We start from the raw sequence: 14,528 nt of genomic DNA, 5'->3' as shown, positions 1-14,528 counted from the left end.
CTCCTTACTCTTGTAGTGTAAAATAGCGGCTTTCAAGCGCCGATCGCTCGAAAGGAATTTGATGTGCAAAACCCATCATCGCCTGAATATAAGTAGGGTCACTTTTGCAAATCATCAAAATGCTGGTGCTGAGTTGCGATGTTGGAATGCTGATTGCACTAAGTCCTAACATGTTAATCACTTTCAGATAATTTTTATGTGACTGTGACTGTTTAGCTGTGGTTAGTGCGTCATAGTGTCCTGATAAAGAATCACCATATTCAATAAAATCAATCGGACCTTCAAAGGTAATTAACACCGAGGTATCAAAGTCAAAATGACGAAGCTCATCGATCATCATTGATCGATCTGTATTGATATAGCGTAGGTTCGTATAATCCGAAACATCCAAATGATGTTGAACAATTCGTAAACACTGTTGATACGGTTCAAAATCTGGTGTACTTACGACAACGTTAATCGATGCTTGGTTATCTGCTGGTAACGTTAGCGCAACCACATCCCGTAATACCTCAAATTCCCGAGCCATAAACCCAATCGATGGTTGAAACGTGATGTTGTCGGTTGATTTTTTTGAATATTTTGACAATGCATCATTACAAATTAAGGGACTGATAAATCCATACAAGTTAAGCGCCGCTGCCGGTGCCAAAACAGAGCCACCGCCATCAGTTCCAATTCCTAAGTCATTAATCCCTTTAAAAACATTAACCGCAGTACCACTTGATGAACCAGTCATATAGCGACCTGTTATAGGATTAACCAGTTCTAAATCTATGGCACGCCCATTCAAGGCCATAGCATCGCGAGTATGCATTAAATAGCCATGTGACTCAAGCATTTCTAAGAATTCAATGGGAATTACGTTGGTGTTTTTCACACCAACGTAATAACATGTTTCTTCACGATTGAGTCGTTGTTCGCAATCTACGATTTTTTGTACATTGACTTCGACAACAGCTTTTTCACCGAGCGCTTGATAGGTACGTAATGCAAATGAAGAAACGTTTCTTGTCATATTACGCTACGACCGGTAATGCCCAAAGTCCGATAAGCAATAAGATATTCAAGAGAATACCGAAGATAATTGCTGCAACCGGTCCAACTGCAAGATCCACAATTGGTTTCTTGGATTGTTTATTTAACAAGTAGAATCCGATAACGAATAAACTACCAATACCTGCAGCCATTTTATCGGCAGCAATAACCCCACCAACAAGTAATGCAACTTCGAGAACACGACTCATTGCTGTACGGATATGCTCTCCCATTTCACGAACACCAGGGAATTTATCCATAGCTTTCGCAAAGATATTAATTAGGAATACTTCAAGAACCATAACAGCTGCACCAACAACAAACGCGAGCAGTGGATTACCATGTAATGCAATACCCACCACGAAGACGAATGTTGCTCCAGCAGGACCATAAACACCAGTAACAATTCCTGTTGTAAAGACGAGCGGGACAAATCCAATCGCACGTGCAAAGGCTGCCATAGCTGCACTGGTCATTTGACCTTCAGACATTAATGCTAAAGAAGTTGGGTCACCAGCAATGATGAGAAGACTTGTTCCAGCGGCAATAAGTCCACCCATGATTCCAAGAATCCACCAGTTTTTTTGAATACGTGCAACTTGACCTGAGAATACGTTGGTTAAGTCTTGATTAGATGTACTGGTATCTTGTTTATTTTGTGTTGCGAAAACAACCATAAGAATTGTTCCGACAAGCATTGAGATTCCTTCAGCATTTAAAGCAACTTTAGCTTCACCAAGTGTGAAGATACCGAATTTTTTGACAACGAACCAAACAAGAACTGTAATAATTCCTGTAATCATTCCTTTTTTGAATCCATGTTGCATCGCAATCGCTACAGCTGGGAACACTGCAAATGCGACTGTGACAGGTGCGCTAACACTTCCAAGTGCTGTTAAGAAGTTAAATGGCATTGCTGCAAAGAGATCAACAACAAACTGTAATCCACCAAGGATTGCTGCACCATAAATAGCACCAACAACACCAGACAGAATTAATCCCGTTAAATCATCTTTAAAAATTGTACCGATAATATCAGTCGCTAATAAAATGGAGTGAATTAAAATAATTGAAGCAGCAATTGATGTTGGAATTCCGAATCCAACAACAAGTCCAAAGCTAATTGCAAAACTGGTTGCCGCTAACTCTTTACGGCTAATTTTACCTTCAAAATATTGTGGCACGACAGGTCTAAATCCGTCGTTAAAGACTGCAATACCCTTATTGGCAAGGATGGATGCCAAAGCACCAATTGCCATGATAATAATATATTCCATAGTTCTTCTCCTTTAGGTTATTTGATGAATTCTCGAATGAGAATTGGCACAACGACTTCCGCGTGTTGTGCAGTAAAACCAAATGCTTTTTTCCCTTTTTCTATTTCTTCAATCATGAATGATTCATCCTTGATTGATCCTGGCATCGAAACTGTTGAACACAGATCGGAACCAAGTAATGCCATTGCCATCGCAAGTGCGCCACCGCCACCGGTGTTGCATGCGCCAATATAATAGTCATATTGTCCACTCTTCATTGCCATCGCAGCATCAAGATCACTTTTTATATCAATCGATACACTGTCTCCTCCTATCTTTTTTGCTAATTCCGCAATTGCCTGTTTGTCTATTTGTCCACCGACTACGATTTTAACCATCTTTAAGTCCTCCTATTGGGTGTTCAACACATTCGTGAGATGTAACCAAATGTATTGCTTTTCTGATTCTGGAAACGGGATTGTTGAGTGATCAAGAATTTTTTCCGTTACTTCAAGTACCGCTTCATAATGTTCACTTGCTTTAATCTCATCAAGGATAAATGCATCCATGGGTGCAACAACATCATCATTTCGAATTCGTTGTGACGCCATTGCGAGATGGGTTAAAAAAACCTCAGTAGCAGTCTCATTCCAGTTATGTTCAAGTGCATACTCTTGAAATATCTTCATTGCGTAAGCATATACTTCAGCGTCAATGACATTATTTTCAAGCAAAATGTTCAATCTCGTTTCCACAAAACCTCCTATGTACAAAATATTGTATATTCATCTGTAATTTCATTATATTCAGTCAAAAAAGCTTTGTCAATTAAAATGTAATCGTTTACTTTATCAATTAAAGCGCTATCATCACTAAAATCACGCTTTTAGCGAGTTTTCTAACATAAAAAAAGAAACAGTGATGAACACTGTTTCTCATAGATTTGATACTTAACTAATTACAATTCCCATTACTTACTGTCAGTGAGACATGATCTTCCATCGCAACGTACTGACTATACTTACTTGCTCCGACCACAGTTCCTTTCGGTTCACACCCACCAGGTTTAACATAGGAAACAGAATAGCTAATGTTTGCGCCTCGGTCTCTAAATGCGTAAAAATAAGCAGCTAATTCATTTTCTTTCATACCAATCAATTCACCTACATATGGTTTACCAATCGAATAATACACTTTTACCGAAGTGTCTTGAGTTCCAGCAATATTTGTTCCAGGAGCGATGCTTTGCTCCAAGAAGGTTCCGTAGGTATAGCCACTGTACCATTCTTTCAATGTTGCGTTCACGCCGGTAGGTGGATTGTCTTTAAATTCTCCCATGGAAATCTGTGAGAAATCTGGAACATAGATTGCCTTCCCTTTTGAAACTACAAATGTTAGGGATTCATCTTTCGATACCTGTGTATCAACAGCAGTTCCCTGGGAAATAATCATACCAACTTCGAGTTTGTCATCGTATCCTTCTTCATAGACGAAATCCGATACGAATTTTTTCTCTTTATGCCACGCTTCAACATCGGCTTTCGTTTTACCTTTGAAATCCGGAACTTTGATATCTTTTGAAAAGACTTCCGCACCTTTGGATACAAAGATTGTCACAGTATCTTTACGTTTCAAGGTTTCGGGTGTTACATCTTTATCCCGGATCTCATGGCGAATGAATTTTCCTTTTTCAACATCAGTGCTGTATTCTTGGACAACCTTGATATTTTCCATTTTATTATCCTTCACCCATTTATTAATTTCGGTTTCATTCATCGATGCAACATCTGGCAATGGTACAACTTGTTGTGGATCAGCGCCTTTGCTGACAACAAGTCCTTGAGTACTTCCCTTCTTAACACGTTTCCCTTCGGAAGTCGCTTGTTTCATAATTACGCCAGTATCATCGACAAGAGAGTACTCTTCAGTTACTTCTGCTTTGATACTATTTCCTTTTGCCCATTGTTGAAATTCTGTCACAGGCTTCCCAACAAAATTGGGATATTTCACGGTCGTCATGAAATGGAAAAGAATAAAACCGATGATTAAGGCGACAGTCACACCCGCTCCAATAAACAGATACTGCTTACGTTTACGGGCTTTATATCCATCATCAATTTCAACTTCCTCATCTTTGGACTCATTTGCATCTTCACGTTTGTACTCATCTAAAGATTTCGTAGGAGCTTCATCTTCTCCCTCTAAATCCACTAAAACATCGGCTTCATTCATAGGCGCATCTGTATCGTTTATTAATGATTCCGTTTCTTGTGATTGTTGTAAAGTATCGTCAACGAGTTGTTCAGGTTCGAGTTGCACAGTTTTCGTTTGGGAAGCATGTGCATCCAATTTCTCTTTTTGCGTCGTTTGTTCATAGTTCTCTTGACTGAACTTTTTTAGAAAATCACTCATCGTTACCTACTTGAATGGGACGCATCGAACCCTTACGAAGGTAATAACCCTCATCCGCTTGAGACGCAACTTCATTCGAGTGTGTAACGACAACCACACACTTATTATGTTCATGAGCTAAAGATTTAAATATATTAATGATTTCAGTCTCCATATCTTCGTCCAAATTACCGGTTGGCTCATCGGCAAGAATCAGATCCACATTCGTCGCTAGTGAGCGGGCAATCGCGACCCGTTGTTGCTCTCCACCAGAAAGTTTCGTGACAAGTCGGTCAGCCTTAGTTTTAGTAATGCCAATATAATCTAAAAGGTTGTAGGCAACCGTACTCTCACCTTCTGGCAATTCATTATCCGTGATCCCCATCGCCAATAAAATATTTTCATGTGCAGTGAGGTGCGGGATTAAATTATAGCTTTGGAAAATTATACCCACTTTATTTCTTCGGTATGATTCATAACCAATTGTTTTTAAATCTTCACCTTCATATAAAATACGTCCGCCTGCCGGTTCTTCCATAGCACTAATGAGTGATAGGAGTGTTGTTTTGCCCGAACCAGATTGACCCAGGATTGCATAGAACTTTCCTTTTTCAAAGCGAACATCAACATCACGTAAAATGTAACGTCGTTGATCCCCATCTTGGTAGTAAAATTCGACTTTATCGACTTCGATTAATGACATACATGTCCCTCCCTACATCATGATTTTCTTTGGATTAAGGCGTGTAATATAAACAGTTGGTACGATTGTACTTGCTGCTGTGACCGATAATCCAATCAAATAGAATAAGCCAACATATTCTGGTGTTAGTTCAACTTTATAAGCTTCAATAACATCTTGTTCATTTAGACCCGATCCATAGTCGTTAAACATTGGCATTCCAAACATTGGGTCTTCCGAAGGTTTCATCAGATTACTGGATAAACCCTTCGCTAAGAAATTACCTGTGACTAACGATAAGGTAAGCCCAACAAATGCAACCAACATGACTTCCATGACAATTTGGCCAACAACACGACCACGTCGATCACCAAGCGATAGGTAGACCCCAAGTTCGTGTTTTCGATCTCGAAGGAATAAAACAATTACCAAGCTCAAAATCAGAATCGTTGCACTGACCGCAACAATTAGGGTAATTTGAGCCATTGAATCCATAGCTTTTACAGGTCCCGCAATGGAGTCGTATGCATCACTTGATGTACTTACTTTATAGAATTTTGGTAACGTCGGGTCTACCGCAGCACGGAATGATTCTACATCCTTAGGATCATTAAGCGCATATACCGGTGTTACATTTTGCATAATACGTTCTTCAATCGTTAATTTATCATCTTCAAATATTTCTGGATATTGTTTCTTGAGTCCTTCCATACTGAAGGTAGCTTCTTCAAGTGCAACTTTGTTTGATGTGATGAGTAAATTATCATATTGACCTTGGAAACCTTGTGCATTGTTATTATTTTCTTTGTCTTTAATTGCTTCCGAATTAAAGGTTCCAATGATTTCAAACGTTACATCACGTTTGTCAATATCCTGTACTTCGCCACTATCACTGCTACCATTAATAATATTACTCAAGGTTACGGAATCACCAACTGACAGATTGTTTTCTTTCATAAATGGTTCTGAAGCCATGATTACCAATTTCCCCGACTTAATCTCATCTTCACTGAAGACACGTCCATTTGCAAGATTTATTTTCCCTTCGGTAATTAAACTGACTTTAGGATTGTGAACACCACGTACCTCAAACATTGATCGTGTAGTCGATCCATCTGATGAACTTTGACGCCAAATTCCTGGACCCTCTGATTCAACACTTTTTAAGGTATCAGACTGAAGCATTGCTGATATTGAATAGTCATAATATTTCACACTATCTGTAGCACCAATTGTCTCTATTTCTTTAACACTGAGACCTTTGATTGAGAAATCAAAATCAGGATTTTCTTCAATTTCTTTCATGATTGCATCATTATCAATTGATATTGTAGCAATTGAACCTAACTGATATTTGATTGTTTTCTCAACATTTTTTGACGCTTGTTGTATCGAGAAGGCACCTGCAATTACGTTCCCCAATACAAAAACGAGAACCAAAAGAATCAGTGATTTACCTTTCCGACGAACGACACTGAGCCATGCTCTTTTAAAATGATTCATTGTATCTCTCCTTTATCGTAATTATCTACAGGAAAGTCATCATCCAATATAATATGTCAGCGTTACATTGCTGACCCCGTTATGAATTATGCCCACCCATACATTCATACATATGTACCGTTATTATAGCATTGAACGTCTGATGCAGAAAACATAATTCACATCTTGAGGCGAGAATTGTATGAAGTTATTGTGTATAAAACGACGAAATATTAAAAAAAGCACCTTATGTGCTTTAACGATTTTTTTGAAGATATTGGGTTACAAGTTCCTGAAGTCCATCAGGATAATCGGATTCTAAGACATCACGATGTTTATGCATCAATTGTGCCATGATAACATCATGATCAAAGGCAGATTGAACCAATTGGACAATGGCCGGATGATGCGTTTCGATTGCACTCGCTTGAAGGCGATGATCCAAACTTCCCACAACAACTTTTTGACCATCACAAAGAATTGAAAAATTACTATGCTCTCCTTCTTTACGGGTGTCTTCATCCACAATTAGATTCTTAAGTGTGGTCGAAACTGATTCAAATGTAGATAAATAAACGGTGACTCCTCGATCTTGGGCTTCTTCAAGAAGTGGCAAAATCATTGCAAGATCTTCCGGCCACAAATCCGCAATAATTTGAGATTGTGCTTTTGATATATTCGTTTTGATTATTGCCATTACAGCGTCAGTCCCTTGCGAGCTGTAAAATCCAAAATTTACCTTTTGTTTCTTTTGAAGTTCGCGTTTTAAAATACTTGCGGAATGCTTAAATTCTTGTTTCAAGCGATCTAAGACATCTTCGATTGGAACGGCACTATAGGTGGTACTTTTGCCTTCTTGGACACGGCAAATCCCTTTATGAGTCAGTGCACTCAATGATGCATAAACATTCGATCGAGAGACACCAATGTGCTTTGAAACTTCATATCCTGTTTGGTTAGGATTATCATTTAAGAAAAGATAACATTTCGATTCAATCTCTGTCAGTCCCAGAGCCATAAGTTCTTTTATCATTACTTACTCCTTATCCCTAAATTGAGATTCATAAATTTGTGCATAACGTGCCGATTTGTTGATAAGTTCATCATGCGTTCCTTCTTCGATAATTATACCACCTTCAAGCACAAGAATCTTATCCGCGTTGCGGATTGTGCTCAATCGATGTGCTATGACTAAACTTGTTTTGTTCACAAGAAGTTCGTCTAGGGATGCTTGAATATACCGTTCTGACTCGTTATCAAGGGATGCTGTTGCTTCATCTAAAATCAGAATGGGAGCTTGTTTCAAGAAAGCCCGAGCAAGCGCAATCCGTTGCTTCTGTCCACCCGATAATTTAAGACCACGTTCACCAACTTGTGTATCGAATCCATCCGGAAGCGATTTAATAAATGACAGAATATTGGCCGAACGCGCTGCGCTCACAACATTACGCATGGATGCACTGTAAGCCCCATAGGTAATATTTTCATAAATGCTTCCATCCATGATATCCACATCCTGAGTAACAATTGCGATATTTTGGCGTAATGAGCCAATTTCGTAATTTCGAATATCCTCATCATTAATCAGAATTTCTCCAGATACGACGTCATAATGACGCATTAAAAGTTTCGTAAGTGTCGTCTTGCCGTTTCCCGACGCACCCACAAGGGCAGTCATCTTACCGTGTGGTATCGTCACATTTAAGCCATTGAGAACCGGCTCACCATCGCAATAATGAAATACTACATTGTTAAATTGAATATCATTACGACGTACCATTGGTAATGCCATGTAGTTGTTCACAATCTTAGGTTGGACCTCAAACAAACGTTGGATACGATCAAAAGAAACCCGAGCTTGTTGAACACGATTCACAATCGAGCTGAACGATCGCATAGGCCGTTGTAGCAAGACAAGGTAGGACATATAGGATACCACAACACCAAGTGTCATCGTTCCATTCATGACTTTGGGTGCACCATAGGCTAAAACTAAGATTGTACCGATAACATCCACCATTGAAAGAGTAGGACCGTAAGCCGATTGGAGCGTTGCCGCAACACCAATATGGTAATCATAATCCGCAGTCAATGCCTCAAATTTTTGAACCTCTCCCTGTTCATTCGCATAATTCTTTATAAGACCCATAGAAGTCAAACTAACATGTAAATGCTGATTGATTTGCGATGACGCATGGCGCACAGCTCGATATGCTACTTTAAGACTCCGCTTAAAGAAACGGTTAATAAAATATAGAAGTGGGAATGTTACAGAAATACAAAGAGCAAGCAACCAATCCTGAATAAAGAGATAGGTTAGGACCCATATAAAAGTGACAATGCTACCAACTAATCCAAAAGAATTGTTGGAAAATAATTCTTGTACATTCGTCACATCTGCTGAAACATGTTCCATGATATCTCCTGTTTTAATCGTCTCGAAGAAACCATAGTCCTGTTTCATAATATGTGCATACAATTCATTTCTTAAATCAGTGATAGCACGCTGACTTACAGTTGCAATTGCATTGTTTGAAATATAATTAATAAGCGCAAGTCCCGCCGTTAACGCGAAAAGAACGCCAAGTTGAACCCACAATTCATTAGCGGTGCCATTTGGAATGATATCATCGATAACGGAACGTGTTACTTGTGGAATAAGAAATTGAAGATATGACATCACCAATAATGCCACCACAATTATCATCACGGTAATCTTTTGATTGCTTAAGCGCTCGATCACGAATTGGGCCATACTTGTTTTATGTTTAGGTTTATTTTTCATACACAACCCCCTAGTAGTACTTATTGCAACCACTAGTATATACCTATCTTTAAAATTGTCAATCTTTGTGCTACATGTTTCAGTATCTATGCTTAATGATTTTCATTTTTAGGGGAGAAATCATGCAATTTTTGACTGGTTAAGCAGCCTACATTTGAATGGATTTTTTTATAAAAAAATTAGCTCACTAATCAACTAAATTCCAAATGAAATTATATTTCTGTTTTTTATATATTTTCGAGAAATTATTTTGCTATTAAACCCACTCATACCGCGGATATCCACTAATTAGTGGATTGTATGCACTTTCATAAATTCCTGTTTTTGATTGACAACCGAAAATATATAGGCTAATCTATGAATGTGGCGTGCCATTAAGTTGCAACTTAAGCAAGAGCCCAGGGATTTTACCTTGGGCTCTTTTTATAATTTTAGAGGAGGAAATTATGAAATATGTAAGTAAAGTAGTGTCGAGCATATTACTCGTTTTCGCAATGCTTTTAACGATTGTAACACCTATAAATGCTGAAACATCAGCACCTGTTGCAAAGCCTGAAATGTTCGAACTTCTTGATCAAATAATTACCGCTGAAACGCGATATGGACTTACGGGAGTCCAAGTTGCCGTAACTAAAGATGGGTCTTTAGTCAAAAACTCAGCCTATGGATTCACGAACAACTACAAAAATGTTTACGACGAAAATGGCGCAAGCATTCTTGACCAAATCGAGGTTTTACCTTTGGCACAACGAACCAAAGTTACACCCGACACACTATTCGACCTTGCAAGTAATACTAAAATGTACGCAACGGTGTATGCAATGCAACGACTTGTAGATCAAGGAAAAATTACGCTTGATACAACCGTCGTATCAATTTTTCCTGAATTTGTAAATGATGGGCGTGGCGTTCAATCGAAACACCTCGTCACTGTTGGTCATTTACTCCGACATGATGCGGGATTCACCCCGGATCCACAATATCACAACCAAAATTATACTGGAAACCTCGAAAGTGATGGATCAAACTATCTCTTCTCGCAAGACCGAGACTTAACTTTAGAGATGATGTTGAAAACGCCTTTACTTTCGGAACCAGGATCTGTTGTTAAATACTCTGATGTTGACTTTATGTTACTTGGCGCTATCGTTGAAGCAGTTAGCGGACAACGCTTAGACACCTATGTGTACGAAAACTTTTATCAACCACTTGGCCTTGATTCATTAGTTTTTAATCCGTTAGACCATGGTTTTACAACAAAAGACACCGTTTCATCCGAACTGCACGGAAATACACGTGATGGGCGAATTTCATTCGAAAATGAGCGCACTGAAGTTGTAACTGGACAAGTGCACGATGAGAAAGCATTCTACTCTATGGGCGGAATTTCAGGACATGCTGGGTTATTTGGAACAGCTCAAGATGTCGCAATCCTTGCAACCGCAATGTTGAACCAAGGAACTGTTGATGGCCAAACATTCTTCTCTCAAGAAACAATCGATAAATTCGTAGCTCCAAGTGCTCTAAATGATACATACGGATACGGATGGCGTCGTCAAGGAAACACGAATGGTTACGGATGGGCATTCTCCGATTTTGCAAGTAAAAATACGATTGGCCATACTGGATGGACCGGTACGTTAACACTAATAGATCCTGACAATAATATTACCTTGGCTTTGATGACCAATTCACGTAATACACCAATCATGGGTCCTGGCGATAACGATTTCTACACCAAGAACTTTAATACGAATGCTTACGGCATGGTTTCTGAACTTACCTATCAAGCGCTTGGATTGGGTGATGATACAACAGCTCACGAATACCTCGTGGGAATGATCCAAAGTGAGTTCTCAACAATGACCGCGACATCTACACCAAGTAAACGAAATGCTTTACGAGCTTTAATTAGTGTTCTTGAAACCCGTGCTCCTCAAGATACCCAAGCCAATGAATATCTACAAAGTGATGAAGTTCAAAATATGATTACAATTTTGGAACCTACATTTGCAGAAGATACTAAGTATCTCATATTTGAAGATACGGTTGATGTAACTGAACTTGAGACAATCTTGGATAAAGCCCGTGCAATCGATACACGTCTTTATACATCGGAAAGTGTTGCTGTCTTAACAGATGCGATAACAGAAGCAACCGAACTTCTTGAAGCAGGAAGCTACACCCAAGAAACGATTGATGCACTTACAGTAAAAATACAAGCAGCACTAGATGGTCTCGTTGAGATCACAGTCACTCCTGTGGTTGATAAAGCAAATTTAAAAGCAACCATTGAAAAGGCAACTGCAATCGATCATACGGTGTATACCAAAGAAAGTATTGCTGCGCTAACCTCAGCTCTTACACAAGCGCAAGAAGTCTACAATGATGACGCCGCTACACAAGAAACTGTGGACCAAACAACCATCACACTGAACAACGCACTCAATAATTTAAAACGCATTCCCGATACTGAAACACCAACGACACCAGGTACACTGCCAGCAACAGGCGTGCAAACAAGTAATCTTATTATCATTGCCGCTGGTTTCATCGTTCTTGGAATTGTTCTAAGAAAATATAGTCTGCGTAAAAGTAATGAATAGATATTAATTGTCATTGATGCATCTAAAAAGGTACTGCTTTAAAAGCAGTACCTTTTTTATTAAATTGTAGAGAGTAAATGTTTTTTAAATAATGCAACATCCACATCAATCGCAACACTCACAGTTCTCGACATCACATCTTCAATCGCACTTAAATTTAAGACTGTACGACCCAAATGCTGTGCATCGGTTAAGACTGTAAGTGGAATTGTAATTGTGCGAACAACATCTTCATGCAGCGCGACAACCGCAGCAAGAGGATCATGCATCGCTGCACCGCCCCATTGAGGATAGATAAGCTCATGTGCCTTAAAGTAATGATCCATGATTTGAAGTAATGTCTGAGTTGTATCACTCTTTGTTTCCCATTGCTTTAAATCATCGCGACTTAGAATGGCTCGCGATGTCACATCAAGACCTATCATTGTTATTGGAATGCCACTTTCAAAAACCACTTTTGCAGCATGTGGATCTTGAAAGATGTTTGCCTCAGCAACCGGACTGACATTGCCCGCAACTGTGAGTGCACCACCCATTAACACGACACGTTTACAACGTTTCATCGCATCTTTATCATGCAAAATTGCTTGCGCAATATTTGTGAGTGGTCCACTCGCAACGATTGTTAGTTCATCACCATGGATCTGAGCCATGTCAACTAGAAAATCAACCGCTGATCTAGATTGAATTGCACGCATGCTATCAGTCAACGCAATCTCGCCAATTCCGTTTAATCCGTGAAAAACTGCCCCTCCGCGTTGTTGAGTAAAGCCATCAGTGTTAAGAGCATGTTCAGCACCACTATAGACACCTACTTCATCCCTGCCCATTAAACTTAACAAGTTTTTCGTATTACGCGTAGCAGCGTCTCGATCAACATTACCATAGACCGTCGTGACACCTAATAAGTCAACATCACGGTGTCCACAAATATACGCAAGTGAGACACAATCATCAATTCCTGTGTCAACATCTAGTATGATTTTTTTCATCACTTACCCAATAATCCATAGGCCTAATTGTGCAATAATTGCTCGACCTAGGTAACTTCCTAAGAAGACGAACAATGCAACAATAATGAATTTCCATGAGTTCTTAGATAAATCACCCAAGTTGTTCGCTACCGAAATTCCCGCAAAAGCTAAGACCGGTGTTGTGATTGACAAGAAGTCGACACCACCAATTGCTGTAATAAAGAACGGTGAAATCAGGCAGAAAATCAAAGATGTAATTGAAACCCAACCAAGGACCGGAAAATCCGCAAGAATTTTGACGCCGGTTTTCTTCATAAGCTCAGTAATAATAAGACCTGCAAATGAGAAAAGCACAAGCACACCCAAGCCCATGAATGTTTCTTTTGTAATAGGTGTGGATGCTGGGTTTTTAATGAGTTTAATGGACTGTGTAAATAGAATTAAAAATGCACCAACAAAAAGCATTTTTAAGCGTGGTAATTGTTCTTTAATAATTGTAATCATGATGGGCCTCCTAGTTTATAGCTCTTTCTTTTTTAAAGATTTTGTACATAAAGTTCATCAGTGGAATCGAAAGGAATACCATAATATAGGTTCCCATAAAACTTGTTACAAGCTGACTTGCACCAGCAAATGATGTAATGGTATCTGCAAATTGTGGATGAAGCCCAACTATTGAACTGGATGCTGCAGTCATCATACTTGCAGATCCTAAACCTGAAGCAATTGCTAATGCACGATAATCAAATCCTACGGCATTTAAAACTGGAGGAATGAAACTAAAGAATAGTGCACCAAAAAGTGTTCCAACCAAATACATAGATAAAACACCACGTCCCTCTTCCCCATTCAATCCAAATTTTTCAGATATATATGCTAATTCCCCTTCACGACCAATACCCAATGTAGCTCCGATGGCCTCACGGTTAAGACCAAGTAATAGTGCAATTGGTAATCCCAGAATTACAGTTCCAATATTTCCGACAGATTGCAAAAGGAATACCCATCCATATTGCATAATTTCATTAATTTTAGGTGCAACATCTGCACCGTAACGAGCCATCAATGGCAACATAATAAAGATTAAATTGCTTCCGGCAAATTTGATGTTAGTATCAGAATAAACTTTTTTAATAATACCTTTACGCCATGCAGGTATTCCCACAATCATCGTAATTAATACTGCAAAGACGAGTGGTAAGATTAGAATTGTAAGATTCCCCACATTTACGAACTGCATTCCGATTAGCTCTGATATCGCAATAACAATCATGATATAAACTATAAATAATACGTTACTGTCCTTTTTCATTG

The 14,528-nt window shown here is 39.0% G+C and carries 13 protein-coding genes; 1 reads left to right on the top strand and 12 read right to left on the bottom strand.

What is annotated here, in order from left to right:
• Positions 1 to 4: 4 nt before the first annotated feature.
• The 9 genes from G7061_RS02370 to G7061_RS02330 form a co-directional block, all read right to left on the bottom strand.
• Positions 5 to 1,018 (bottom strand): amidase family protein, encoded by a 1,014-nt coding sequence (locus G7061_RS02370; RefSeq protein ID WP_166118369.1) that lies wholly within the window; start codon positions 1,016 to 1,018, stop codon positions 5 to 7.
• A 1-nt stretch (position 1,019) separates the two neighbouring features.
• Complete coding sequence (locus G7061_RS02365; protein WP_159635997.1) at positions 1,020 to 2,315, bottom strand: YhfT family protein; 1,296 nt, start codon at positions 2,313 to 2,315, stop codon at positions 1,020 to 1,022.
• A 17-nt stretch (positions 2,316 to 2,332) separates the two neighbouring features.
• Positions 2,333 to 2,692: a DUF2620 domain-containing protein gene (locus G7061_RS02360; protein WP_159639617.1), complete on the bottom strand. Its 360-nt coding sequence runs from the start codon at positions 2,690 to 2,692 to the stop codon at positions 2,333 to 2,335.
• Positions 2,693 to 2,704: 12 nt separating this feature from the next.
• Positions 2,705 to 3,049 (bottom strand): PRD domain-containing protein, encoded by a 345-nt coding sequence (locus G7061_RS02355; RefSeq protein ID WP_159636002.1) that lies wholly within the window; start codon positions 3,047 to 3,049, stop codon positions 2,705 to 2,707.
• Positions 3,050 to 3,248: 199 nt separating this feature from the next.
• Complete coding sequence (locus tag G7061_RS02350; protein WP_166118366.1) at positions 3,249 to 4,706, bottom strand: PASTA domain-containing protein; 1,458 nt, start codon at positions 4,704 to 4,706, stop codon at positions 3,249 to 3,251.
• Entirely contained in the window at positions 4,699 to 5,388 is a 690-nt protein-coding gene (locus G7061_RS02345; protein WP_159645480.1) for an ABC transporter ATP-binding protein, read from the bottom strand. Before G7061_RS02345 ends, G7061_RS02350 begins: the two co-directional genes overlap by 8 nt.
• Positions 5,389 to 5,400: 12 nt before the next feature.
• Entirely contained in the window at positions 5,401 to 6,870 is a 1,470-nt protein-coding gene (locus tag G7061_RS02340; protein WP_159639620.1) for an ABC transporter permease, read from the bottom strand.
• 235 nt (positions 6,871 to 7,105) lie between these two features.
• Positions 7,106 to 7,882, bottom strand: a complete 777-nt coding sequence (locus G7061_RS02335) for a TrmB family transcriptional regulator (RefSeq protein ID WP_159639621.1) — start codon at positions 7,880 to 7,882, stop codon at positions 7,106 to 7,108.
• A gap of 3 nt (positions 7,883 to 7,885) precedes the next feature.
• Positions 7,886 to 9,634 carry an ABC transporter ATP-binding protein gene (locus tag G7061_RS02330; RefSeq protein WP_166118363.1) on the bottom strand — a complete coding sequence of 583 codons (1,749 nt, stop codon included), beginning with the start codon at positions 9,632 to 9,634 and terminating at the stop codon, positions 7,886 to 7,888.
• 446 nt (positions 9,635 to 10,080) lie between these two features.
• Between G7061_RS02330 and pbp4b the strand changes: the two genes are divergently transcribed.
• Positions 10,081 to 12,240 carry a penicillin binding protein PBP4B gene (gene pbp4b / locus G7061_RS02325; RefSeq protein WP_166118360.1) on the top strand — a complete coding sequence of 720 codons (2,160 nt, stop codon included), beginning with the start codon at positions 10,081 to 10,083 and terminating at the stop codon, positions 12,238 to 12,240.
• A gap of 59 nt (positions 12,241 to 12,299) precedes the next feature.
• Here the strand turns inward: pbp4b and G7061_RS02320 are convergent, their stop codons facing one another.
• Genes G7061_RS02320 through G7061_RS02310 form a run of 3 tightly spaced genes read right to left on the bottom strand, consistent with a single transcriptional unit; the run spans position 12,300 to position 14,526 of the window.
• Positions 12,300 to 13,232: a nucleoside hydrolase gene (locus tag G7061_RS02320; RefSeq protein WP_159639624.1), complete on the bottom strand. Its 933-nt coding sequence runs from the start codon at positions 13,230 to 13,232 to the stop codon at positions 12,300 to 12,302.
• 3 nt (positions 13,233 to 13,235) lie between these two features.
• The gene (locus tag G7061_RS02315; RefSeq protein ID WP_159639625.1) at positions 13,236 to 13,718 is read right to left on the bottom strand and encodes a hypothetical protein; all 483 of its coding nucleotides are present in this window, start codon (positions 13,716 to 13,718) and stop codon (positions 13,236 to 13,238) included.
• Between the two features lie 10 nt (positions 13,719 to 13,728).
• Positions 13,729 to 14,526, bottom strand: a complete 798-nt coding sequence (locus G7061_RS02310; RefSeq protein WP_159639626.1) for a DUF3100 domain-containing protein — start codon at positions 14,524 to 14,526, stop codon at positions 13,729 to 13,731.
• Positions 14,527 to 14,528 lie beyond the last annotated feature (2 nt).

It is taken from the genome of Erysipelothrix sp. HDW6B, from assembly GCF_011301115.1.
GTDB classification, from domain to species: Bacteria; Bacillota_I; Bacilli_A; order Erysipelotrichales; family Erysipelotrichaceae; genus Erysipelothrix; species Erysipelothrix anatis.
The sequence above is the reverse complement of the archived record's forward strand: the minus strand, read 5'-3'. Positions and strand labels throughout refer to the sequence as shown.